Below are 23,285 nucleotides of genomic sequence, written 5' to 3' on the forward strand. Positions count from 1 at the left end.
ATATCGTGGGAATTCGTGTTTATAAACCAACAACAAACGGTCGCCGTAATATGACTTCTTTGGATTTCGCTGAAATCACAACAAGCACTCCTGAAAAATCATTGCTTGTTGCATTGAAGAGCAAGGCTGGTCGTAACAACAACGGTCGTATCACAGTTCGTCACCAAGGTGGTGGACACAAACGTTTCTACCGTTTGGTTGACTTCAAACGTAACAAAGACAACGTTGAAGCAGTTGTTAAAACAATCGAGTACGATCCAAACCGTTCTGCAAACATCGCTCTTGTACACTACACTGACGGTGTGAAAGCATACATCATCGCTCCAAAAGGTCTTGAAGTAGGTCAACGTATCATTTCAGGCCCAGAAGCAGATATCAAAGTCGGAAACGCTCTTCCACTTGCTAACATCCCAGTTGGTACTTTGATCCACAACATCGAGTTGAAACCAGGTCGTGGTGGTGAATTGGTACGTGCTGCTGGTGCATCTGCTCAAGTATTGGGTTCTGAAGGTAAATACGTTCTTGTTCGTCTTCAATCAGGCGAAGTTCGTATGATTCTAGGAACTTGCCGTGCTACAGTTGGTGTTGTCGGAAACGAACAACACGGACTTGTAAACCTTGGTAAAGCAGGACGTAGCCGTTGGAAAGGTATCCGCCCAACAGTTCGTGGTTCTGTAATGAACCCTAACGATCACCCACACGGTGGTGGTGAAGGTAAAGCACCAGTTGGTCGTAAAGCACCATCTACTCCATGGGGCAAACCTGCTCTTGGTCTTAAAACTCGTAACAAGAAAGCGAAATCTGACAAACTTATCGTTCGTCGTCGCAACGAGAAATAATATTAAACTAGTCGCTTAAGAAACTAGTAAATCCGCCAGCTCGGTAGCGCTCCATGTGAGCGCAAGCCGCTGTGGTACAACATTTAAAGGAGAAAATATAAAAATGGGACGCAGTCTTAAAAAAGGACCTTTCGTCGATGAGCATTTGATGAAAAAAGTTGAAGCTCAAGCTAACGACGAAAAGAAAAAAGTTATTAAAACTTGGTCACGTCGTTCAACGATCTTCCCAAGTTTCATTGGTTACACTATTGCAGTTTATGACGGACGTAAACACGTACCTGTTTACATCCAAGAAGACATGGTAGGTCACAAACTTGGTGAATTTGCACCAACTCGTACTTACAAAGGTCACGCTGCAGACGACAAGAAAACACGTAGAAAATAAGGAGAACATAAATGGCAGAAATTACTTCAGCTAAAGCAATGGCTCGTACAGTACGTGTTTCACCTCGTAAATCACGTCTTGTTCTTGATAACATCCGTGGTAAAAGCGTAGCCGATGCAATCGCAATCTTGACATTCACTCCAAACAAAGCTGCTGAAATCATCTTGAAAGTTTTGAACTCAGCTGTAGCTAACGCTGAAAACAACTTTGGTTTGGATAAAGCTAACTTGGTAGTATCTGAAGCATTCGCAAACGAAGGACCAACTATGAAACGTTTCCGTCCACGTGCGAAAGGTTCAGCTTCACCAATCAACAAACGTACAGCTCACATCACTGTAGCTGTTGCAGAAAAATAAGGAGGTAAAATCGTGGGTCAAAAAGTACATCCAATTGGTATGCGTGTCGGCATCATCCGTGATTGGGATGCCAAATGGTATGCTGAAAAAGAATACGCGGATTACCTTCATGAAGATCTTGCAATCCGTAAATTCGTTCAAAAAGAACTTGCTGACGCAGCAGTTTCAACTATCGAAATCGAACGCGCAGTAAACAAAGTTAACGTTTCACTTCACACTGCTAAACCAGGTATGGTAATCGGTAAAGGTGGTGCTAACGTTGATGCACTCCGTGCAAAACTTAACAAATTGACTGGAAAACAAGTACACATCAACATCATCGAAATCAAACAACCTGATTTGGATGCTCACCTTGTAGGTGAAGGTATTGCTCGTCAATTGGAGCAACGTGTTGCTTTCCGTCGTGCACAAAAACAAGCAATCCAACGTGCAATGCGTGCTGGAGCTAAAGGAATCAAAACTCAAGTATCAGGTCGTTTGAACGGTGCAGATATCGCCCGTGCTGAAGGATACTCTGAAGGAACTGTTCCACTTCACACACTTCGTGCAGATATCGATTACGCTTGGGAAGAAGCAGATACTACATACGGTAAACTCGGTGTTAAAGTATGGATCTACCGTGGTGAAGTTCTTCCAGCTCGCAAAAACACTAAAGGAGGTAAATAACCAATGTTAGTACCTAAACGTGTTAAACACCGTCGTGAATTCCGTGGAAAAATGCGCGGTGAAGCAAAAGGTGGAAAAGAAGTAGCATTCGGTGAATACGGTCTTCAAGCTACAACTAGCCACTGGATCACTAACCGCCAAATCGAAGCTGCTCGTATCGCCATGACTCGTTACATGAAACGTGGTGGTAAAGTTTGGATTAAAATCTTCCCACACAAATCATACACTGCTAAAGCTATCGGTGTGCGTATGGGATCTGGTAAAGGGGCACCTGAAGGTTGGGTAGCACCAGTTAAACGTGGTAAAGTGATGTTCGAAATCGCTGGTGTATCTGAAGAGATCGCTCGCGAAGCGCTTCGTCTTGCTAGCCACAAATTGCCAGTTAAATGTAAATTCGTAAAACGTGAAGCAGAATAAGGAGAAGGCATGAAACTTAATGAAGTAAAAGAATTTGTTAAAGAACTTCGTGGTCTTTCTCAAGAAGAACTCGCGAAGCGCGAAAACGAATTGAAAAAAGAATTGTTTGAACTTCGTTTCCAAGCTGCTACTGGTCAATTGGAACAAACAGCTCGCTTGAAAGAAGTTAAAAAACAAATCGCTCGTATCAAAACAGTTCAATCTGAAGCGAAATAATAGACTAGGGAAGGAGAAATTTCAATGGAACGCAATAATCGTAAAGTTCTTGTTGGACGTGTTGTATCTGACAAAATGGACAAGACAATCACAGTTGTAGTTGAAACAAAACGTAACCACCCAGTCTATGGTAAACGTATTAACTACTCTAAAAAATACAAAGCTCATGATGAAAACAATGTTGCCAAAGAAGGCGATATCGTACGTATCATGGAAACTCGCCCGCTTTCAGCTACAAAACGTTTCCGTCTTGTAGAAGTTGTTGAAGAAGCGGTCATCATCTAATCAAACCTGAAAGGAGAAAACTGAAATGATTCAAACAGAAACTCGTTTGAAAGTCGCAGACAACAGCGGTGCTCGCGAAATCTTGACTATCAAAGTTCTTGGTGGTTCAGGACGTAAATTTGCAAACATCGGTGATGTTATCGTGGCATCTGTAAAACAAGCTACTCCTGGTGGTGCGGTTAAAAAAGGTGACGTTGTTAAAGCAGTTATCGTTCGTACTAAATCAGGTGCTCGTCGTGCTGATGGTTCATACATCAAATTTGACGAAAACGCAGCAGTTATCATCCGTGAAGATAAAACTCCTCGCGGAACACGTATCTTTGGCCCAGTTGCACGTGAATTGCGTGAAGGTGGCTTCATGAAGATCGTGTCACTTGCTCCAGAAGTACTTTAATTTTTAGAAACAAACTAGTCCCCTGGATTTACCTCCAGGGTGCCCTTATGGGCGTAAGAAAAATCAAGGAGAAACCTAATGTTTGTAAAAAAAGGCGACAAAGTTCGCGTAATCGCTGGTAAAGATAAGGGAACAGAAGCTGTTGTCCTTACTGCCCTTCCAAAAGTAAACAAAGTTATCGTTGAAGGTGTTAACATCGTTAAGAAACACCAACGTCCAACTAACGAGCTTCCTCAAGGTGGTATCATCGAGAAAGAAGCAGCTATCCACGTATCAAACGTTCAAGTTTTGGACAAAAATGGTGTAGCTGGTCGTGTTGGTTACAAATTTGTAGACGGTAAAAAAGTTCGCTACAACAAAAAATCAGGCGAAGTGCTTGATTAATCACGAAGGAAAGGAGAAGTATAATGGCAAATCGTTTAAAAGAAAAATATCTTAATGAAGTAGTTCCTGCTTTGACAGAACAATTCAACTACTCATCAGTGATGGCTGTGCCTAAAGTAGATAAGATCGTTTTGAACATGGGTGTTGGTGAAGCTGTATCAAACGCTAAAAGCCTTGAAAAAGCTGCTGAAGAATTGGCACTTATCTCAGGTCAAAAACCACTTATCACTAAAGCTAAAAAATCAATCGCCGGCTTCCGTCTTCGTGAAGGTGTTGCGATCGGTGCAAAAGTTACCCTTCGTGGTGAACGTATGTACGAATTCTTGGATAAATTGGTTTCAGTTTCACTTCCACGTGTACGTGACTTCCACGGTGTTCCAACAAAATCATTTGACGGACGCGGAAACTACACACTTGGTGTGAAAGAACAATTGATCTTCCCAGAAATCAACTTCGATGACGTTGACAAAACTCGTGGTCTTGACATCGTTATCGTAACAACTGCTAACACTGACGAAGAGTCACGTGCATTGCTTACAGGCCTTGGAATGCCTTTTGCAAAATAATATAGGAGGTAAATCTAATGGCTAAAAAATCAATGATTGCTAAGAACAAACGTCCAGCGAAGTTCTCTACTCAAGCTTATACTCGTTGTGAAAAATGTGGTCGTCCACATTCAGTTTACCGCAAATTTAAACTTTGCCGTGTTTGCTTCCGTGAATTAGCTTACAAAGGACAAATCCCTGGTGTAACAAAAGCATCTTGGTAATTCTAGCTTTCAATCCCGTCGTGATTCGTCGTTATCTGCTTTTGCCTAACTCAAGTTATGCCTGCAAGCAGATGCCTAGACTCACTTAGGAATTGAAACCTAGAAACATATTCTGAGCCTAGCTCAATCATTAACTAGCAAGTGCAACTTGCAAACTACTAGTAAGAGGAGAAAAACAAAATGGTTATGACTGACCCAATCGCAGACTTCCTAACTCGTATTCGTAACGCTAACCAAGCTAAACACGAAGTACTTGAAGTACCTGCATCAAACATCAAAAAAGGGATTGCTGAAATCCTTAAACGCGAAGGTTTTGTAAAAAACGTTGAAATCATCGAAGATGACAAACAAGGCATCATCCGTGTATTCCTTAAATACGGACCAAACGGTGAAAAAGTTATCACTAACTTAAAACGTGTTTCTAAACCAGGACTTCGTGTCTACAAAAAACGTGAAGACCTTCCAAAAGTTCTTAACGGACTTGGAATTGCTATCCTTTCAACTTCTGAAGGTTTGCTTACTGATAAAGAAGCACGCCAAAAGAATGTTGGTGGAGAAGTTATCGCTTACGTTTGGTAATTGATGATGTGAGAGCGTTAAAAGAATGCAGTGAAAATAGGAGGTTTGTAGCAGGAGCGATGCTTCAAGACAAACTTATCTTTTTTACCAAATTCTTAGCTCGAACTCAAATCAAGATACAAAGCTCGTTAGAGCGTGTTCAGTTCAGCTCTTGAACTAAATAAGTATCTGAACCCCGTGAAAACTGGCCATTCTGGCCTGACAATTTAACAGGAGAAAATAAACATGTCACGTATTGGTAATAAAGTTATCGTGTTGCCTGCTGGTGTTGAAATCACTAACAATGACAACCTTGTAACTGTAAAAGGACCTAAAGGAGAACTTACTCGTGAGTTCTCAAAAGATATTGAAATCCGTGTGGAAGGTACTGAAGTAACTCTTCACCGTCCAAACGATTCAAAAGAAATGAAAACTATTCACGGAACTACTCGTGCCCTTTTGAACAACATGGTTGTTGGTGTATCAGAAGGATTCAAGAAAGAACTTGAAATGCGCGGGGTTGGTTACCGTGCACAACTTCAAGGATCTAAACTTGTTTTGGCTGTTGGTAAATCTCATCCAGACGAAGTTGAAGCTCCAGAAGGAATTACTTTTGAACTTCCAAACCCAACAACAATCGTTGTTAGCGGAATTTCAAAAGAAGTAGTTGGTCAAACAGCTGCTTACGTACGTAGCCTTCGTTCACCAGAACCATATAAAGGTAAAGGTATCCGTTACGTTGGTGAATTTGTTCGCCGTAAAGAAGGTAAAACAGGTAAATAATGTTGAGTGGTTGATTCTCAACCACCAACCTATTTTCCAACTTTGTGCATAGCACACGATTTAAAACTAAAGAGGTGAAAACTGTGATTTCAAAACCAGATAAAAACAAACTCCGCCAAAAACGCCACCGTCGCGTTCGCGGAAAACTCTCTGGAACTGCTGATCGCCCACGTTTGAACGTATTCCGTTCTAATACAGGCATCTACGCTCAAGTGATTGATGACGTAGCGGGTGTAACGCTCGCAAGTGCTTCAACTCTTGATAAAGAAGTTTCAAAAGGAACTAAAACTGAACAAGCCGTTGCTGTCGGTAAACTCGTTGCAGAACGTGCAAACGCTAAAGGTATTTCAGAAGTGGTGTTCGACCGCGGTGGATATCTATATCACGGACGTGTGAAAGCTTTGGCTGATGCAGCTCGTGAAAACGGATTGAAATTCTAATAGGAGGACACTAGAAAATGGCATTTAAAGACAATGCAGTTGAATTAGAAGAACGCGTAGTTGCTGTTAACCGTGTTACAAAAGTTGTTAAAGGTGGACGTCGTCTTCGTTTCGCAGCTCTTGTTGTTGTTGGTGACCACAACGGTCGCGTAGGATTTGGTACTGGTAAAGCTCAAGAAGTTCCAGAAGCAATCCGTAAAGCAGTAGATGATGCTAAGAAAAACTTGATCGAAGTTCCTATGGTTGGAACAACAATCCCACACGAAGTTCTTTCAGAATTCGGTGGAGCTAAAGTATTGTTGAAACCTGCTGTAGAAGGTTCTGGAGTTGCCGCTGGTGGTGCAGTTCGTGCCGTTGTGGAATTGGCAGGTGTGGCAGATATTACATCTAAATCACTTGGTTCTAACACTCCAATCAACATTGTTCGTGCAACTGTTGAAGGTTTGAAACAATTGAAACGCGCTGAAGAAGTTGCTGCCCTTCGTGGTATTTCAGTTTCTGATTTGGCATAAGAAAGGGGATAAAATGGCTCAAATTAAAATTACTTTGACTAAGTCTCCAATCGGACGCATTCCATCACAACGTAAAACTGTTGTAGCACTTGGACTTGGCAAATTGAACAGCTCTGTTATTAAAGAAGATAACGCTGCTATCCGTGGTATGATCACTGCAGTATCTCACTTGGTAACAGTTGAAGAAGTAAACTAATGAATTTTTAGGGGATGTGCACTATACCATCCCCTAAAACTAGATATAGTCATCTATGATGACGTCGTATAGGCGAGTTGATGGGGGAGACAACCTTTTCTCCCTTATCGGCGCTAGCATTTTACAAAAGAGGAGAAAATAAAAATGAAACTTCATGAATTGAAACCTGCAGAAGGTTCTCGTAAAGTACGTAACCGCGTTGGTCGTGGTACTTCATCAGGTAACGGTAAAACATCTGGTCGTGGTCAAAAAGGTCAAAAAGCTCGTAGCGGTGGCGGAGTTCGCCTTGGTTTTGAAGGTGGACAAACTCCATTGTTCCGTCGTCTTCCAAAACGTGGATTCACTAACATCAACGCTAAAGAATACGCAATTGTGAACCTTGACCAATTGAACGTCTTTGAAGATGGTTCTGAAGTTACTCCAGTTGTTCTTATCGAAGCAGGAATTGTTAAAGCTGAAAAATCAGGTATTAAAATTCTTGGTAACGGTGAGTTGACTAAGAAATTGACTGTGAAAGCAGCTAAATTCTCTAAATCAGCTGAAGAAGCTATCACTGCTAAAGGTGGTTCAGTAGAAGTCATCTAAGAGAGGTGACCTATGTTTTTTAAATTATTAAGAGAAGCTCTTAAAGTCAAGCAGGTTCGATCAAAAATTTTATTTACAATTTTTATCGTTTTGGTCTTTCGTATCGGAACTAGTATTACAGTTCCTGGTGTGAATGCCAATAGCTTGAATGCTTTAAGTGGATTATCCTTCTTAAACATGTTGAGCTTGGTCTCAGGGAATGCCATGAAAAACTTCTCAGTTTTTGCTCTTGGTGTTAGCCCCTACATTACGGCCTCTATCGTTGTCCAACTCTTGCAAATGGATATTTTACCCAAATTTGTAGAGTGGGGTAAACAAGGGGAAGTAGGTAGAAGAAAATTAAATCAAGCTACTCGTTATATTGCTCTTGTTCTAGCCTTTGTGCAATCTATCGGGATTACAGCTGGTTTTAATACTTTGGCTGGAGCTCAATTGTTGAAAACAGCTCTTACTCCACAAGTCTTTATCATGATTGGTATCATCTTAACAGCTGGTAGCATGATTGTGACTTGGTTGGGAGAGCAAATTACAGATAAGGGATACGGAAATGGTGTTTCTATGATTATCTTTGCCGGGATTGTTGCCTCAATTCCAGAGATGATTCAAGGCATCTATGTGGACTACTTTGTGAACGTCCCAAGTAGCCGTATCAGCTCATCTATCATTTTCGTAATCATTTTGATTATTACTGTATTGTTGATTATATACTTTACAACTTATGTTCAACAAGCAGAATACAAAATTCCAATCCAATATACTAAGGTTGCACAAGGCGCTCCATCTAGCTCTTACCTTCCTTTGAAAGTAAACCCTGCTGGAGTTATCCCTGTTATCTTTGCAAGTTCGATTACTGCGGCGCCAGCAGCTATTCTACAGTTTTTAAGCGCTACAGGTCATGATTGGACTTGGGTAAGAACAGCACAAGAAATGCTGGCAACAACTTCACCAACAGGTATTGCTATGTATGCTTTGTTGATTATTCTCTTTACATTCTTCTATACGTTTGTGCAGATTAATCCTGAAAAAGCGGCAGAGAACCTACAAAAGAGCGGTGCCTATATCCATGGAGTTCGTCCTGGTAAAGGTACAGAAGAATATATGTCTAAACTTCTTCGTCGTCTTGCAACTGTTGGTTCCCTCTTCCTTGGTGTGATTTCCATTTTACCGATTGTAGCAAAGGATGTTTTCGGACTTTCAGAAGCAGTTGCTTTTGGAGGAACTAGTCTTTTGATCATTATCTCTACAGGTATTGAAGGAATCAAACAATTGGAAGGTTACCTATTGAAACGTAAGTATGTTGGTTTCATGGACAGAACAGAATAAGAGTATTTACTGAATTGGTAAATACTGAGGGAGTGGAGGTTTAAACTCTAACATTTGTGAGAGTTTGGTCTCCCCTCTTCTATTTTGTTTTTAAATAGGGGTGAAAAGATTTTTTGCTTCTATTTAAAAATAAAATAAGGAGATTAAATCATGAATCTTTTGATTATGGGCTTACCTGGTGCAGGTAAGGGAACTCAAGCAGCAAAAATCGTAGAACAATTCCATGTTGCACATATCTCAACTGGTGATATGTTCCGCGCTGCAATGGCAAATCAAACTGAAATGGGTGTTCTTGCTAAGTCATATATTGACAAGGGTGAATTGGTTCCTGATGAAGTTACAAATGGAATCGTAAAAGAACGTCTTTCACAAGATGATATTAAAGAGACAGGATTCTTGTTGGATGGTTACCCACGAACAATTGAACAAGCTCATGCCTTGGACAAAACATTGGCTGAACTTGGCATCGAACTAGAAGGTGTTATCAACATTGAAGTGAATCCAGACAGCCTCTTAGAACGTTTGAGTGGCCGTATCATCCACCGCGTAACTGGAGAAACTTTCCACAAGGTCTTTAACCCACCAGTTGACTATAAAGAAGAAGATTACTACCAACGTGAAGATGATAAGCCTGAGACAGTGAAACGTCGTTTGGATGTGAATATTGCTCAAGGAGAACCAATCATTGCTCACTACCGTGCCAAAGGTTTGGTTCATGACATCGAAGGTAATCAAGATATCAATGATGTCTTCTCAGATATCGAAAAAGTATTGACAAATTTGAAATAAAGCGCTTTTCACACTTGCAAAAATCAGCTACAAATGTTATACTGAGATAGTCTGACTTATAATTGTTGTCTCTGTGTCTAGAGGCATCGAATCGAAATTTATGGAGGTGCTTTTGCGTGGCAAAAGACGATGTGATTGAAGTTGAAGGCAAAGTAGTTGATACAATGCCGAATGCAATGTTTACGGTTGAACTTGAAAATGGACATCAGATTTTAGCAACAGTTTCTGGTAAAATTCGTAAAAACTATATTCGTATTTTAGCGGGAGATCGTGTTACTGTCGAAATGAGTCCATATGACTTGACACGTGGACGTATCACTTACCGCTTTAAATAATCGAAAAACTTGGAGGGATAAGAAATGAAAGTAAGACCATCGGTCAAACCAATTTGCGAATACTGTAAAGTTATTCGTCGTAATGGTCGTGTTATGGTAATTTGCCCAGCAAATCCAAAACACAAACAACGTCAAGGATAAGATAGAAAGGAGAAAACATGGCTCGTATTGCTGGAGTTGACATTCCAAATGACAAACGCGTAGTAATCTCATTGACTTATGTTTATGGTATCGGACTTGCAACATCTAAGAAAATTTTGGCTGCTGCTGGAATCTCAGAAGATGTTCGTGTACGTGATCTTACATCAGATCAAGAAGATGCTATCCGTCGTGAAGTGGATGCAATCAAAGTTGAAGGTGACCTTCGTCGTGAAGTAAACTTGAACATCAAACGTTTGATGGAAATCGGTTCATACCGTGGTATCCGTCACCGTCGTGGACTTCCTGTCCGTGGACAAAACACTAAAAACAACGCTCGCACTCGTAAAGGTAAAGCTGTTGCGATCGCTGGTAAGAAAAAATAATATAGGAGGTAAAAGTCTTGGCTAAACCAACACGTAAACGTCGTGTGAAAAAGAATATCGAATCTGGTATTGCTCATATTCACGCTACATTTAATAACACTATTGTTATGATTACTGATGTGCATGGTAATGCAATTGCTTGGTCATCAGCTGGTGCTCTTGGTTTCAAAGGTTCTCGTAAATCTACACCATTCGCTGCTCAAATGGCTTCTGAAGCTGCTGCTAAATCTGCACAAGAACACGGTCTTAAATCAGTTGAAGTTACTGTAAAAGGTCCAGGTTCTGGTCGTGAGTCAGCTATTCGTGCGCTTGCTGCCGCTGGTCTTGAAGTAACAGCAATTCGTGATGTGACTCCAGTGCCACACAATGGTGCTCGTCCTCCAAAACGTCGCCGTGTATAATCATCGCATTACACTGCTTTTCGTTTAAGAGGGAGTAACTAAATGATCGAGTTTGAAAAACCAAATATAACAAAAATTGATGAAAATAAAGATTATGGCAAGTTTGTAGTCGAACCACTTGAACGTGGTTACGGTACAACACTTGGTAACTCTCTTCGTCGTGTACTTTTAGCTTCTTTGCCAGGAGCTGCAGTGACATCTATCAACATTGAAGGTGTCTTGCATGAGTTTGACACAGTTCCAGGTGTTCGTGAAGATGTGATGCAAATCATTTTGAACATTAAAGGAATTGCAGTGAAATCGTACGTTGAAGACGAAAAAATCATCGAACTAGATGTCGAAGGTCCTGCTGAAGTGACAGCTGGAGACATTTTGACAGATAGCGATATTGAAATTGTAAATCCAGATCATTATCTCTTTACAATCGGTGAAGGTTCTTCTCTAAAAGCGACAATGACTGTTAACAGTGGTCGTGGATATGTACCTGCTGATGAGAATAAAAAAGATAATGCACCAGTTGGAACACTTGCTGTAGATTCTATTTATACACCAGTTACAAAAGTCAACTATCAAGTTGAACCTGCTCGTGTAGGTAGCAATGATGGTTTCGACAAATTAACCCTTGAAATCTTGACTAATGGAACAATTATTCCAGAAGATGCTTTAGGGCTTTCAGCACGTATTTTGACAGAACATCTTGATTTGTTTACAAATCTTACTGAGATTGCTAAGTCAACTGAAGTGATGAAAGAAGCTGACACTGAATCTGACGACCGTATTTTGGATCGTACGATTGAGGAACTGGACTTGTCTGTGCGTTCATACAACTGTTTGAAACGTGCCGGTATCAATACTGTGCATGACTTGACAGAAAAATCTGAAGCAGAGATGATGAAAGTAAGAAATCTTGGACGCAAGAGTTTGGAAGAAGTGAAACTCAAACTCATTGATTTGGGTCTTGGATTAAAAGATAAATAAAGGAGGAATACATGGCTTACCGTAAACTAGGACGCACTAGCTCACAACGTAAAGCAATGCTTCGCGATTTGACAACTGACCTTTTGATCAACGAATCAATCGTGACAACTGAAGCTCGTGCTAAAGAAATCCGTAAAACTGTTGAAAAAATGATTACTCTAGGTAAACGTGGTGATTTGCATGCACGTCGTCAAGCAGCTGCTTTCGTACGTAATGAAATCGCATCTGAAAACTATGATGAAGCAGCTGATAAGTACACTTCTACTACAGCACTTCAAAAATTGTTCTCAGAAATCGCACCTCGTTATGCTGAACGTAACGGTGGATACACTCGTATCCTTAAGACTGAACCACGTCGTGGTGATGCAGCGCCAATGGCGATCATCGAATTAGTATAAAATCATCAATTTTGTTGAGTGTTATGATGATGGAGTCTTGTGCTCTTAGTCTAGCTCTGGTCTACCGCTAGGATCTCGGTCCTAGCGGGAACACTCATCATAAGTTGAGATAGTAGACGCTTGTTTACGAAATTGTTTTTTTCTTAAGAACAACTTCGTAAGCAGGCGTTTTTGAGTATTTTAGTTAGAATTATGCTATACTATTTGAAAAGAATCCTGTTTAATGTTCAGGTTTCCTAATTAAAAGAAGAATTGGAGTTTGCTTATGAAAGCGATTATAACTGTTGTTGGTAAAGATAAATCTGGAATTGTTGCAGGTGTTTCAGGGAAAATTGCAGAATTGGGTTTGAACATAGACGATATCTCTCAAACTGTTTTGGATGAATATTTTACGATGATGGCTGTCGTCTCTAGCGATGAAAAGCAAGATTTTACTTATCTGCGAAATGAGTTTGAAGCTTTTGGGCAAACTTTGAATGTGAAAATCAATATTCAGAGTGCTGCGATTTTCGAAGCTATGTATAATATCTAGGAGGTAATCATGGATATTAGACAAGTTACTGAAACAATTGCCATGATTGAAGAACAAAACTTCGATATCAGAACAATTACAATGGGAATTTCTCTTTTGGACTGTATCGATCCAGATATCAATCGTGCTGCGGAGAAAATTTATCAAAAGATTACGACCAAGGCGGCTAATTTAGTGGCTGTTGGCGATGAAATTGCAGCTGAATTGGGAATTCCAATCGTTAATAAACGTGTATCGGTGACTCCTATCTCTTTGATTGGAGCAGCGACAGATGCAACAGACTATGTAGTTTTGGCAAAAGCGCTTGATAAGGCTGCGAAAGAGATTGGAGTGGACTTTATTGGTGGTTTTTCTGCTTTGGTTCAAAAAGGTTATCAAAAGGGAGATGAGATTCTCATCAATTCTATTCCGCGCGCTTTGGCTGAAACGGACAAGGTCTGCTCGTCAGTTAATATCGGCTCAACCAAGTCTGGTATCAATATGACGGCTGTCGCAGATATGGGACGAGTTATCAAGGAAACGGCAACTCTATCTGATATGGGGGCAGCTAAGTTGGTTGTATTCGCTAATGCTGTTGAGGACAATCCATTTATGGCGGGTGCCTTCCATGGTGTTGGGGAAGCAGATGTTATCATCAATGTCGGAGTTTCCGGTCCTGGTGTGGTGAAACGTGCCTTGGAAAAAGTTCGTGGACAGAGCTTTGATGTAGTAGCCGAAACAGTCAAGAAAACTGCCTTTAAAATCACTCGTATCGGTCAATTGGTTGGTCAAATGGCCAGTGAGAGACTGGGTGTGGAGTTTGGTATTGTGGACTTGAGTTTGGCGCCAACTCCTGCGGTTGGAGATTCTGTTGCACGTGTCCTTGAAGAAATGGGGCTAGAAACAGTTGGTACGCATGGGACGACGGCTGCCTTGGCTCTCTTGAATGACCAAGTTAAGAAGGGCGGAGTTATGGCCTGCAACCAAGTTGGTGGTTTGTCTGGTGCCTTTATCCCTGTTTCAGAGGATGAAGGAATGATTGCTGCAGTGCAAAATGGCTCTCTTAATCTGGAAAAACTAGAAGCTATGACGGCTATCTGTTCCGTTGGTTTGGATATGATTGCCATCCCAGAAGATACTCCTGCTGAAACCATTGCGGCTATGATTGCAGATGAAGCTGCAATTGGTGTCATTAACATGAAAACAACAGCTGTTCGTATCATTCCAAAAGGAAAAGAAGGCGATATGATTGAGTTTGGTGGCTTATTAGGAACTGCACCTGTTATGAAAGTCAATGGGGCTTCGTCTGTTGATTTCATCTCTCGTGGAGGACAAATCCCAGCACCAATCCATAGTTTTAAAAATTAAGAAATTAGGAGAAATTTTAAGTTCTATTTAAGGTTGGATGTGTATACTATAATCATTAAATAAAGACCTCCTAATATTATTTGAAACAGATAACTCTGATTTAGTTTGAATTTGATTTTCATCTAATATCTTTATTTAATAGAACTCCTAAACTTTTTCATAATAATCTCCTGCAAAAGTCGCCTGTATGGGTGGCTTTTGTTTTATCATCCATGATATAATAGAAGCAAACGGAGGACGGAAAATGGTAAAAGTACGATTGTATTTGGTACGTCATGGAAAGACTATGTTTAACACGATTGGTCGCGCGCAAGGTTGGAGTGATACTCCCTTAACAGCTGAAGGTGAGCGAGGAATTCAAGAATTAGGAATCGGCTTGCGGGAATCTGGTCTACAGTTTGAGCGTGCTTATTCGAGTGATTCTGGTCGCACCATTCAGACAATGGGAATCATCCTTGAAGAACTTGGTCTGCAGGGGAAAATCCCTTATCGCATGGACAAGCGTATCAGAGAATGGTGTTTTGGTAGTTTTGATGGGGCCTACGATGGCGATCTTTTCATGGGCATTATTCCTCGTATCTTTAATGTGGACCATGTTCACCAATTGTCTTATGCTGAACTGGCTGAGGGTTTGGTAGAGGTTGATACAGCTGGTTGGGCTGAAGGCTGGGAAAAACTCAGTGGCCGAATTAAGGAAGGTTTTGAAGCGATTGCTAAAGAAATGGAAGAGCAGGGTGGAGGCAACGCCCTTGTTGTCAGTCACGGAATGACCATCGGAACCATTGTTTATCTGATTAATGGCATGCATCCGCATGGTCTCGATAATGGTAGCGTGACGATCCTTGAATATGAGGACGGCCAGTTTAGCGTTGAAGTTGTCGGCGATCGTAGTTACCGAGAACTAGGACGTGAGAAGATGGGAAAAGACTCTATTTAATCAGTCTAGACTTGCTTGCTCTGAACTAGGGATTTGATAAGAATATCAAGATAAGAAAAAACAGCCGAGGGTAATCTCTTCGGCTGTTTTTGATGGGGGAAACTAAAGTGTAATGCTATTGCTTTTAGAGATTTTCATAAACAAGAGCAAGGAACCTACTGTTAGAACAGTCAGGATAGTTGACAAGGCTGCGGCTACACCGTAATTCCCTCTGAGAACCTCTGTATAAATGGCTACAGTCATTGTTCTTGTTTTGACATTGTAGAGGAGGATAGAAGTAGAGAGTTCTGAAATCATTGTGACCCAAGATAGGATGGCTCCAGAAATAATACCAGATAGCATCATTGGAGTTGTAATCTTGGCAAAGGTATTGAGACGGCTACTTCCTAAGCTTTCAGCGGCTTCTTCAATACTTGGTGCTATTTGTTGCAAGCTAGCAACAGATGAGCGAATAGTATAAGGTAATCTTCTGACAGATAGGGACATGATCAAGATGAAAGCAGTTCCTGTAATCATAAGAAATCCACTTCCAAATAGACCAGTATTGAAGGAAGAAATGAAGGCAATCCCTAGAACGGTTCCTGGTACAATATAAGGGACCATACTGAGGCTGTCAATCAAGTTTGTAAACAAATTCCGTTTTCTAACGGCTAGGTAGGAGATAAATGTTGCGAATAGGACAACTAGGACTAAGGCAATCAAAGGGATACGAATGGTATTGAAAATAGCAGACCCCATACGATTGAAAGCTACCTTGTAACTGTTTAGAGAATAACCTTTGACAAATACCATACCTGATGTTTTTAGGAAAGAAGTATAAATCAAGTAGACTTGAGGTAGAACAGAGAACAAGATAATTCCGTAGACTGTTGCATAAATGGCAACCATTTTTCCTTTTGTGGTTTTTTTAGGCTCAATTGGATGGAGCGAATTCATGCTGAAACTGTAGCGGTTTGAAATGTATTTTTGGATAAGGAAGATTGCCAAGGCAATGATAATCGCCATAATTGCTAAAGCAGATGCAAAAGCAGAATTTCCTCCAACCTCGCTAATGAATTGGGTATAAATCAAGACGGGGAAAGTCCGATATCCTTCACCAATCAACATAGGCGTTCCAAAGTCTGAGAATGCTCTCATAAATACAAGCAAGGCAGCTGCTAGTAAGGTTGGAACTAGGAGAGGCAAAACAACCGTTACGATACGCTTAAATCCGAAGGAACCCATGCTTTCAGCAGCTTCAAGTAGAGAATTGTCAATACTCTTCATTGTCCCAGCAACGTAGAGAAATACCAGTGGGAATAGTTGCAGTGTAAAGACAAGTACAATTCCTTTGAATCCATAAATATCGATAGCTGGAAGATGAAGGGAATTTGTCAGAAATTTAGTGATGACCCCATTTCGTCCCAGTAAGAGAATCCAGGAGTAGGCTCCCACAAAAGGAGCTGACATGGAAGCAATGATAATTAATATTTGTAGAAATTTCTTTCCCTTGAAGTCATACATAGAGAAGAGATAAGCTAATAAGGTTCCTACGACTAAGGAAGTGACAGTAGCAGTAATGGAAACCTTGAAACTGTTGACAAGTGTTTCAGAATAGTAGGCTTTACTAAAGAAAGTGACAAAATTAGCTAGTGAGAATTGTCCTTCATGTATGAGTGCTTGCTTGAGCACGGTAACGATAGGATAAACGAGAAAGACAAGATAGGTAAGAAAGATGAAGAAAGAGGAGGCTGTCCAAATATTTAGTTTTTTACGTTCCATGGTTGACTCCTTTTATCAGGTTTTGTGAACCATCTGCAGAAAAGACGTTTAATTTTTGAGTATTGATTCGTAGACGAATACGATCGCCTTTTTGTAGATCTTCTTCAAAAGTTGATTCTTCACTAACTTGAATTTTTGAGGCAAAGCCTGTCTCGATGAAATATTCAGTATTTAGTCCAAGATAGACGCTATCGCTAATAGTTCCTTCAATATCTCCAGATTCATCTTTGATAAACTCTTCAGGACGAATGCTTACATGAATAGCTTGTGCCTCAGCCTGATCAAGAGCTGGCATTCGAAGAGCATAGCCATCTGAAAAGACGATATAAGCGCCGTCGCTCCGTTTTTCAAGAGTGGCAGGAATAATATTTGTGCGTCCGATAAAGGTTGCCACAAACTCATTAGCTGGTTTATGATAGAGTTCTTTTGGTCGGCCGATTTGTTGAATGACCCCATCTTTCATAACAGCAATTTGGTCTGAAATCGCCATGGCTTCTTCTTGGTCGTGGGTCACATAGACGGTTGTAATTCCCACTTCGTGTTGTATTTCTCGAATGGCTTGACGCATATCCAAGCGAAGTTTGGCATCCAGATTACTAAGTGGCTCGTCCATGAGGAGAACACTTGGATTAACCGCTAAGGCACGTGCCAAGGCGACACGTTGTTGTTGTCCACCACTGAGTTTATCGGGCTTTCGGTCTGCATATTGAGCAATTTGCATGAGTTCAAGATATTTATTGGTTTGTTGAATCAATTCTTCTTTTGGAACTTTCTTTTGCTTAAGACCAAAAGCAACATTGTCTCGGACAGTCAAATGTGGGAAAATAGCGTAGTTTTGGAAAACCATCCCGATATTGCGTTTGCTGGGTTCCATATTATTGATTTTTGTATCATCGAAGTAAAATTCTCCACCTTCGATACTGTTGAAACCTGCAATCATACGAAGAAGAGTCGTTTTTCCACATCCTGAAGGTCCAAGAAGGGTAAAGAGACTTCCTTTTGGAATTGTAATGTTCAAATTCTCAATAACAGGGACATCGTGGTAGATTTTTTTGGCGTTAATAATTTTGATCTCACTCATAGTGAACCTCTTTTACTGTTTAGATTGGATATCTGTAAAGACTTCGTTGTATTTCTTAACGATATCTGATTTATTCTTGATGACATAATCATAATCTTCAGTGAGTGTTTTGATTTTGTCAATTGGTTTCATATTTTCGCTTGTTTTAGCATTTTTACGAACAGGACGGTTAGTAGTGGTTGTACCAAGGGTATCTTGTACTTCTTGAGAGATAATAAAATCGATAAATTTCTTGGCATTTTCCATATTTTTCGCTTTTTTAACGATAGCAGCACTAGCAGGTAGGAAGACGGTTCCTTCTTTTGGATAGACTACCTTGATATTAGCTCCGTCATTTAAGAGTTTAACTGCTGGATCTTCATAAGAGAGACCAACAGCCATTTCTCCGTCAGCGACTGCTTTATAGACACCAGATGAGCTTGAACCGATTTTACCATCAATAAGTGTGAAAAGATCTTTTACATAAGACCAAGCTTTATCATCTTTGTAGCCACCTTGAGCTTGTAGCATATTTGTTAATTGAGCAAAGGCGCTAGAAGAGTTTGCTGGGTCAGCAGTTGCGATTTTTCCTTTTAGTTCAGGTTTGAGAAGGTCGCTATATCCTTCGATATTCATGCCTTTCGTTAAATCAGGATTGACGATTAATACACTACCATCTAGTGTATAAGGTGTAGAGTAGCCAGTTGTGTTTTGATATTCTTTGATAACATTATCATTTTCTTTTGAAGTATAGTTTTCAAAGAGTTCTCCGTGGGTAGCATATTGTGTATAAGAGCCACCAAAGATGACATCGGCTACAGGAGCTTCTTTTTCTGATTCTAGTTTTTTGAAAAGTTCTCCAGTACCAGCTTGAATCAGTTCTACTTTGATACCATATTTTTCTTCAAAGGCAGGAATAGTTGCTCCGATTAAGCCCTCTGAGTTTGGTGAATAAACGACTAGCGAACCGCCGTCTCCTTTATCAGATGAACTGTCATCGGCAGATTCACTAGAAGAACAAGCAGCAAGACCAAAAAGAGCTAGTCCGCAAGCAGCATAATACATCCATTTCTTTTTCATGATGGATACCTCCGTTATGTTATTTAAGTTTATTTTAAAATAATGTAAGCGTTTTTAAAACCGATAATTCTATTCTATTAGAGTAAAATTCTCTACAAAAACGGAAGTAATCTTTTTGATTTTATAGCAGGGTTTGACAGTTAATTATTGAGTATCAAATGTTATTTTTTAGATTGGATATCTGTAAAAATATCATTGTACTTTTTAAGAATAGCGGATTTGTTCTTGATGACATAATCTGAATCTTCAGTAGCAACATTGATTTCTGTCATAGCCTTCATATTTTTATTGGTTTTAGCATTTTTACGAATAGGTCGGATTGTAGTTTCGGTTCCTAGCTTATCTTGGATTTCTTGTGAAAGGAGGAAGTCGATAAACTTCTTAGCATTTTCCATGTGTTTAGCGTTTTTGACGATAGCTGCATTACCAGGTAAAAATACGGTTCCTTCTTTTGGATAAATGACTTTTACGTCAACCCCATCATTTAAGAGTTTTAAGGCAGGGTCTTCATAGGTGAGTCCTACAGCCATTTCCCCATCGGCGACAGCTTTGTAAACATTCGAAGAGCTAGATGCAATCTTTCCATCTACTAGGGTAAATAGATTTTTCACATAGGTCCAAGCTTGTTCATTTTCGTATCCACCTTGATCGACAAGCATGTTTGTTAATTGAGCAAAGGCACTAGAAGCATTACTTGGATCAGCAGTAGCAATTTTTCCTTTTAATTTAGGATTGAGTAGATCATTGTAGCCTTCAATTTTTATATCTTTTGTAAGGGCTGAATTGGCAATGATAACACTGACATCCAGTGTGTAAGGTGTGTAGAATCCAGTTTTATTTTGATATTCAGGGATTATCTGGTCGTTCTCTTGGGAAATATAAGGTTCAAAAAGTTTTTCGTTAGAAGAGAAGAGGGCATAGGAGCCTCCGAAAATGACATCGGCTACAGGGGATTCTTTTTCGGCCTCAGCTTTTTTGAACAATTCACCAGTGCTGGCTTGTACTAAATCAACCTTAATACCATATTTTTCTTCGAAGGCTGGGATTGTTTCTTCGATAAGGTCTTCAGGATTAGGTGAGTAGACAACTAAAGTGTTATCTGAATCTTTTTCAGAGCTAGTTTCCGCTTCTATAGGTGAAGAACATCCTGATAAAGAAAGGAATATCCAGCCACAAGAGAGAAAGAATAGTATTTTTTTCATAAGTATCTCCTTTTTTACGAACATTTTCTCTACCTAGATTGTTAATGTCTTTAAATTGTAGAGTTCTACAGGATATAATAAAAACCTTAAAGAAATCTAAAACAGGAAATAGGAAATGAGTTCCTAGAGCAAGGATGGGTAAATTGTAGCTTAGATTTTGATGGTAATACTCTTCAGAATACGTCACTTTATCTGCAATCTCAAAGCTATGATTTGAGTAGTTAGCGCTTTGATTTTCATTGGGTAAAAGTACAAAATAAAAAGATTGCCTGAGCTGAGCAATCCTTTTATATCAATGGTTTTTATCCATAAGTTTTAATTCTTTTGGAGAAATATGGAGATATTTTTTAAAAACTTTGGCAAAATATTTATAGTCTGAAAATCCAACTTGTTCAGAGATATCGTTTAGGGGGGAATTGGGGGATTCAGCTATTTTATCCATAGCTTGCTTGAGGCGGTAGCGTAAGATATATTCATTTAGCGTCATTGGGAAGTCTTCCTTGATAACCTTATATAGATAACTTTCACTATATCCTAGATTCTCTGCAATGCTAGAAATGGTAAAGTGCATGCAGTAGTGTTGGTGCACAAATTCAAGAATTTGCTGAATGATTTGGTTTTGTGTATCAACTTGTTGGATAGAGGTGAGTAAAGTTTGATACTCTTCTAAAAAAGGAGTTTCTTGATAAGTGCTAACTCGTAATCGCAAAACAATTTTTTGAAGACATTCCGCCAATTCCTTGGTATCAATTGGTTTGGATAAGAAATCAACTGCTCCATATTGCATGGCTTTTTTGGCATTTTGAAAATCGTTATAACCTGATAAGATAACTTTTTCATAAGAAAGGGTACGAGTGGCTTCGAACATCATGAAAGCATCCATAATTGGCATTGTGATGTCTGTTAAGACAATATGAGGTTCTTTTTCTTGGATGAGTTTCATTCCCTCTTGACCGTGATTGGCAGTTCCTACGACTTGGATACCTAAGGCAGAGTAGTCTACGGCAATTTCTAGCCATTTTCGGATGAGGTGTTCATCCTCTACGATAATGAGCTTAAACATGAGTTAGTCCTTTCGTTATAAATTTGACCCAAGTTTCTCCTTGACGATTGACTCCTAAATCTAGCTGGACATCAGAAAAGAAATTGCTCAATCGTTTATAGCTGTTAACGATGCCATGCTGGGTATGAGGGCTTTCTAAAGAGTCTAAAATAGCGAGTCGCTCTTGTTTTGTGAGCCCTCCGGCATTATCCTTGACTAAAAAAATCAGAGAATCTGCTTCCAAGGTAATTTGGATATCTATATGAAGATCAATACGGTATTGCATCCCATATTTTATAGCATTTTCTACTAGAGGAAGCAAGAAAAGTTTAGGAATAGGCTGATTATCAACAGTTTCTGGGCAGACAATATCATAGGAAAAGTGCTCGAAACGAATCTTATGAATCATAAGGTAATCCTCTATAATATTTAAATCTTGGCAAATGGTTGTTTCTTTTTCTAAATCGGTGATACTGTAGCGAAGAATGTGCGTGAGATTTTGAATTAGATCTTGTGTGAGAGCGGCATCCATTAAAGAAGTAATTTTAATTGTCTCAAGTGTATTGTAGAGAAAATGAGGATTGAACTGAGCTTCCAGCATTTTTCTTTCAAAAATCCACTTTTCTTTTTCTATGGTTAGCATTTTTTGATGAAGTTGATCTAATTCGTACAACATATTGTTGATTTTTTCTGCCATAAACTCAAACTCATCACCTGTTTGTAGAGAAAGCCTTTTTTCTGCTTGTTTAGGAATTTCTTGAAGTTGGTAAACCAAACTTTCAATAGGAACAGCGTTGTGTGTGGCAATTTTATGAGCAATTCGCCTTGCTTGCCAGAAGTAGAGGAAGAATATACATAAGGTGAGAATGGAGGCTAGACCAAGTAAGCTAGGAATGGGAAAAAAGGATTGAAAAGTATAGATTGAAAAAATAGCACCGACTTTTTCTTTTTGAACAATAAGCGGTTCATTCGCATACCAGTGGGTGCGAGAGTGTAGGAGTTTTTCATCAAATTTTTCAAGAGTGGAACGAGTAAACTGATTTGTATTGTTGGAAAACATATTTCCAAAGCTATCGGTAATGATGTATTTGGAATTGATCATTGGGAAACTTGAGATGAAATCATTCTCATTTACGAAAGCAATAGTATAGGCCTTAACTCGTTGGTTTTGAAGTAGTGGTTTGATAAAGAGTGTGTAATGTTGCTTATCTGAAGAGAGTGCAATTTTTTCTGTCACTTTTTCTTGAGAAGGATTTTGAATGAGTAGTTTTAGATAGTAGGGAGATAAAATACTTTCTTGATGATTACGATTGGTACTAAATAGTAATTTACCTGTATCACTTAGGATAATGAGGTCAGAACTAAGTTTTAATTTAGCTTTTGTCTCGTAAAATAAGCTAAAGACTTCTCGCTCTGTGTGTTTGCCATCCAAAAATCCCGGAATCATTTTATGGTTCATAGTAGTCAGGAGCTCATTATTTGCTTCTTTCATCTCTTGAACCTGTTTGACAATCTGTCTCGTATCTTTGGAGAGTTGCTGCTTTTGTAAAAAATAGGAAAAACCAAAAAGTAAAATGAGTAGTAAGAGTGAGGTCACAAAGGCTGCGATAGAGCTTCTATGGAGAATTTCTTTTTGGAGAGATTTTTTAAAGGAATGAGACATCCGCTACCTCCTTGGAAGGGTTTTCTGTTATAAGTATAGCAGTTTAAAAATTCTAGAGCAAGGTAAAATAGAAAAGGTTTGGCTAAAATTTTTTAGCTAAACCTTTTGAAAAGTTAAGTATGTATTAT

General features: G+C 39.5%; 34 protein-coding genes. 28 read left to right on the plus strand and 6 right to left on the minus strand.

Annotation, left to right across the window (positions count from 1 at the left end; genetic code table 11):
* The first annotated feature begins 5 nt into the window (after window positions 1-5).
* The 28 genes from rplB (at window position 6) to B7695_RS00290 (ending at window position 15,349) form a co-directional block, all read left to right on the plus strand.
* Window positions 6-839 carry a 50S ribosomal protein L2 gene (rplB, locus tag B7695_RS00155; RefSeq protein WP_084889259.1) on the plus strand — a complete coding sequence of 278 codons (834 nt, stop codon included), beginning with the start codon at window positions 6-8 and terminating at the stop codon, window positions 837-839.
* 103 nt (window positions 840-942) lie between these two features.
* Complete coding sequence (gene rpsS / locus B7695_RS00160; RefSeq protein WP_000533766.1) at window positions 943-1,224, plus strand: 30S ribosomal protein S19; 282 nt, start codon at window positions 943-945, stop codon at window positions 1,222-1,224.
* 11 nt (window positions 1,225-1,235) lie between these two features.
* A complete protein-coding gene (gene rplV, locus B7695_RS00165) occupies window positions 1,236-1,580 on the plus strand; it encodes a 50S ribosomal protein L22 (protein ID WP_000818137.1) in 345 nt (114 codons plus the stop codon).
* A 12-nt stretch (window positions 1,581-1,592) separates the two neighbouring features.
* Window positions 1,593-2,246, plus strand: coding sequence for a 30S ribosomal protein S3 (rpsC, locus tag B7695_RS00170; RefSeq protein WP_000529936.1), 654 nt, complete (start codon window positions 1,593-1,595; stop codon window positions 2,244-2,246).
* A 3-nt stretch (window positions 2,247-2,249) separates the two neighbouring features.
* Window positions 2,250-2,663: a 50S ribosomal protein L16 gene (gene rplP / locus B7695_RS00175; protein WP_000960946.1), complete on the plus strand. Its 414-nt coding sequence runs from the start codon at window positions 2,250-2,252 to the stop codon at window positions 2,661-2,663.
* Window positions 2,664-2,672: 9 nt separating this feature from the next.
* Window positions 2,673-2,879 (plus strand): 50S ribosomal protein L29, encoded by a 207-nt coding sequence (gene rpmC, locus B7695_RS00180; protein ID WP_000772918.1) that lies wholly within the window; start codon window positions 2,673-2,675, stop codon window positions 2,877-2,879.
* Window positions 2,880-2,903: 24 nt separating this feature from the next.
* Entirely contained in the window at window positions 2,904-3,164 is a 261-nt protein-coding gene (gene rpsQ, locus B7695_RS00185) for a 30S ribosomal protein S17 (RefSeq protein ID WP_000440801.1), read from the plus strand.
* Between the two features lie 25 nt (window positions 3,165-3,189).
* On the plus strand, window positions 3,190-3,558 hold the full coding sequence (gene rplN, locus B7695_RS00190; protein ID WP_000616545.1) for a 50S ribosomal protein L14: 369 nt from the start codon (window positions 3,190-3,192) through the stop codon (window positions 3,556-3,558).
* Between the two features lie 78 nt (window positions 3,559-3,636).
* Window positions 3,637-3,942 (plus strand): 50S ribosomal protein L24, encoded by a 306-nt coding sequence (gene rplX / locus B7695_RS00195; protein ID WP_000497691.1) that lies wholly within the window; start codon window positions 3,637-3,639, stop codon window positions 3,940-3,942.
* Window positions 3,943-3,965: 23 nt separating this feature from the next.
* The gene (gene rplE, locus B7695_RS00200) at window positions 3,966-4,508 is read left to right on the plus strand and encodes a 50S ribosomal protein L5 (protein WP_000013542.1); all 543 of its coding nucleotides are present in this window, start codon (window positions 3,966-3,968) and stop codon (window positions 4,506-4,508) included.
* A gap of 17 nt (window positions 4,509-4,525) precedes the next feature.
* Window positions 4,526-4,711, plus strand: coding sequence for a type Z 30S ribosomal protein S14 (locus tag B7695_RS00205; protein WP_001085697.1), 186 nt, complete (start codon window positions 4,526-4,528; stop codon window positions 4,709-4,711).
* A gap of 180 nt (window positions 4,712-4,891) precedes the next feature.
* The gene (rpsH, locus tag B7695_RS00210) at window positions 4,892-5,290 is read left to right on the plus strand and encodes a 30S ribosomal protein S8 (protein WP_000245504.1); all 399 of its coding nucleotides are present in this window, start codon (window positions 4,892-4,894) and stop codon (window positions 5,288-5,290) included.
* 225 nt (window positions 5,291-5,515) lie between these two features.
* Window positions 5,516-6,052, plus strand: a complete 537-nt coding sequence (rplF, locus tag B7695_RS00215; protein WP_000086622.1) for a 50S ribosomal protein L6 — start codon at window positions 5,516-5,518, stop codon at window positions 6,050-6,052.
* An 83-nt stretch (window positions 6,053-6,135) separates the two neighbouring features.
* Window positions 6,136-6,492: a 50S ribosomal protein L18 gene (gene rplR / locus B7695_RS00220; RefSeq protein ID WP_000624044.1), complete on the plus strand. Its 357-nt coding sequence runs from the start codon at window positions 6,136-6,138 to the stop codon at window positions 6,490-6,492.
* Between the two features lie 17 nt (window positions 6,493-6,509).
* Window positions 6,510-7,004 carry a 30S ribosomal protein S5 gene (gene rpsE / locus B7695_RS00225; RefSeq protein ID WP_000874202.1) on the plus strand — a complete coding sequence of 165 codons (495 nt, stop codon included), beginning with the start codon at window positions 6,510-6,512 and terminating at the stop codon, window positions 7,002-7,004.
* Window positions 7,005-7,017: 13 nt separating this feature from the next.
* The gene (rpmD, locus tag B7695_RS00230) at window positions 7,018-7,200 is read left to right on the plus strand and encodes a 50S ribosomal protein L30 (protein WP_000057241.1); all 183 of its coding nucleotides are present in this window, start codon (window positions 7,018-7,020) and stop codon (window positions 7,198-7,200) included.
* 144 nt (window positions 7,201-7,344) lie between these two features.
* A complete protein-coding gene (gene rplO, locus B7695_RS00235; RefSeq protein ID WP_084889260.1) occupies window positions 7,345-7,785 on the plus strand; it encodes a 50S ribosomal protein L15 in 441 nt (146 codons plus the stop codon).
* 12 nt (window positions 7,786-7,797) lie between these two features.
* Complete coding sequence (gene secY / locus B7695_RS00240; protein WP_084889261.1) at window positions 7,798-9,108, plus strand: preprotein translocase subunit SecY; 1,311 nt, start codon at window positions 7,798-7,800, stop codon at window positions 9,106-9,108.
* Window positions 9,109-9,258: 150 nt separating this feature from the next.
* Window positions 9,259-9,897: an adenylate kinase gene (locus tag B7695_RS00245; protein ID WP_001050436.1), complete on the plus strand. Its 639-nt coding sequence runs from the start codon at window positions 9,259-9,261 to the stop codon at window positions 9,895-9,897.
* Between the two features lie 116 nt (window positions 9,898-10,013).
* Window positions 10,014-10,232, plus strand: coding sequence for a translation initiation factor IF-1 (gene infA, locus B7695_RS00250; RefSeq protein ID WP_001029883.1), 219 nt, complete (start codon window positions 10,014-10,016; stop codon window positions 10,230-10,232).
* A 24-nt stretch (window positions 10,233-10,256) separates the two neighbouring features.
* Window positions 10,257-10,373, plus strand: coding sequence for a 50S ribosomal protein L36 (gene rpmJ, locus B7695_RS00255; RefSeq protein ID WP_001808836.1), 117 nt, complete (start codon window positions 10,257-10,259; stop codon window positions 10,371-10,373).
* Window positions 10,374-10,390: 17 nt separating this feature from the next.
* Window positions 10,391-10,756 (plus strand): 30S ribosomal protein S13, encoded by a 366-nt coding sequence (gene rpsM / locus B7695_RS00260; protein ID WP_000090781.1) that lies wholly within the window; start codon window positions 10,391-10,393, stop codon window positions 10,754-10,756.
* A 17-nt stretch (window positions 10,757-10,773) separates the two neighbouring features.
* On the plus strand, window positions 10,774-11,157 hold the full coding sequence (gene rpsK, locus B7695_RS00265) for a 30S ribosomal protein S11 (protein ID WP_001118385.1): 384 nt from the start codon (window positions 10,774-10,776) through the stop codon (window positions 11,155-11,157).
* Window positions 11,158-11,199: 42 nt separating this feature from the next.
* On the plus strand, window positions 11,200-12,135 hold the full coding sequence (locus B7695_RS00270; RefSeq protein ID WP_000568999.1) for a DNA-directed RNA polymerase subunit alpha: 936 nt from the start codon (window positions 11,200-11,202) through the stop codon (window positions 12,133-12,135).
* Between the two features lie 11 nt (window positions 12,136-12,146).
* Window positions 12,147-12,533, plus strand: a complete 387-nt coding sequence (gene rplQ, locus B7695_RS00275; RefSeq protein ID WP_084889262.1) for a 50S ribosomal protein L17 — start codon at window positions 12,147-12,149, stop codon at window positions 12,531-12,533.
* A gap of 265 nt (window positions 12,534-12,798) precedes the next feature.
* Entirely contained in the window at window positions 12,799-13,065 is a 267-nt protein-coding gene (locus tag B7695_RS00280) for an ACT domain-containing protein (protein WP_000644124.1), read from the plus strand.
* A gap of 9 nt (window positions 13,066-13,074) precedes the next feature.
* Window positions 13,075-14,412, plus strand: a complete 1,338-nt coding sequence (locus B7695_RS00285) for a PFL family protein (RefSeq protein ID WP_050203665.1) — start codon at window positions 13,075-13,077, stop codon at window positions 14,410-14,412.
* Between the two features lie 244 nt (window positions 14,413-14,656).
* On the plus strand, window positions 14,657-15,349 hold the full coding sequence (locus tag B7695_RS00290; RefSeq protein ID WP_084889263.1) for a histidine phosphatase family protein: 693 nt from the start codon (window positions 14,657-14,659) through the stop codon (window positions 15,347-15,349).
* 102 nt (window positions 15,350-15,451) lie between these two features.
* Here B7695_RS00290 and B7695_RS00295 read toward each other — a convergent pair whose 3' ends face one another.
* From B7695_RS00295 to B7695_RS00320, 6 genes are all read right to left on the minus strand, one after another.
* Window positions 15,452-17,110, minus strand: coding sequence for an ABC transporter permease (locus B7695_RS00295; protein WP_084889264.1), 1,659 nt, complete (start codon window positions 17,108-17,110; stop codon window positions 15,452-15,454).
* Window positions 17,100-18,191, minus strand: coding sequence for an ABC transporter ATP-binding protein (locus B7695_RS00300; RefSeq protein ID WP_023939666.1), 1,092 nt, complete (start codon window positions 18,189-18,191; stop codon window positions 17,100-17,102). The genes B7695_RS00295 and B7695_RS00300 overlap by 11 nt, the downstream gene beginning before the upstream one ends.
* Before the next feature lie 12 nt (window positions 18,192-18,203).
* Window positions 18,204-19,250 carry an ABC transporter substrate-binding protein gene (locus tag B7695_RS00305; RefSeq protein ID WP_000731167.1) on the minus strand — a complete coding sequence of 349 codons (1,047 nt, stop codon included), beginning with the start codon at window positions 19,248-19,250 and terminating at the stop codon, window positions 18,204-18,206.
* 161 nt (window positions 19,251-19,411) lie between these two features.
* Entirely contained in the window at window positions 19,412-20,452 is a 1,041-nt protein-coding gene (locus tag B7695_RS00310) for an ABC transporter substrate-binding protein (RefSeq protein WP_084889265.1), read from the minus strand.
* A gap of 292 nt (window positions 20,453-20,744) precedes the next feature.
* On the minus strand, window positions 20,745-21,515 hold the full coding sequence (locus B7695_RS00315; RefSeq protein ID WP_084889266.1) for a response regulator transcription factor: 771 nt from the start codon (window positions 21,513-21,515) through the stop codon (window positions 20,745-20,747).
* On the minus strand, window positions 21,508-23,157 hold the full coding sequence (locus B7695_RS00320; protein WP_084889267.1) for a sensor histidine kinase: 1,650 nt from the start codon (window positions 23,155-23,157) through the stop codon (window positions 21,508-21,510). Before B7695_RS00320 ends, B7695_RS00315 begins: the two co-directional genes overlap by 8 nt.
* Window positions 23,158-23,285 lie beyond the last annotated feature (128 nt).

The organism is Streptococcus mitis, from assembly GCF_002096845.1.
Taxonomy (GTDB): Bacteria; Bacillota; Bacilli; order Lactobacillales; family Streptococcaceae; genus Streptococcus; species Streptococcus mitis_A.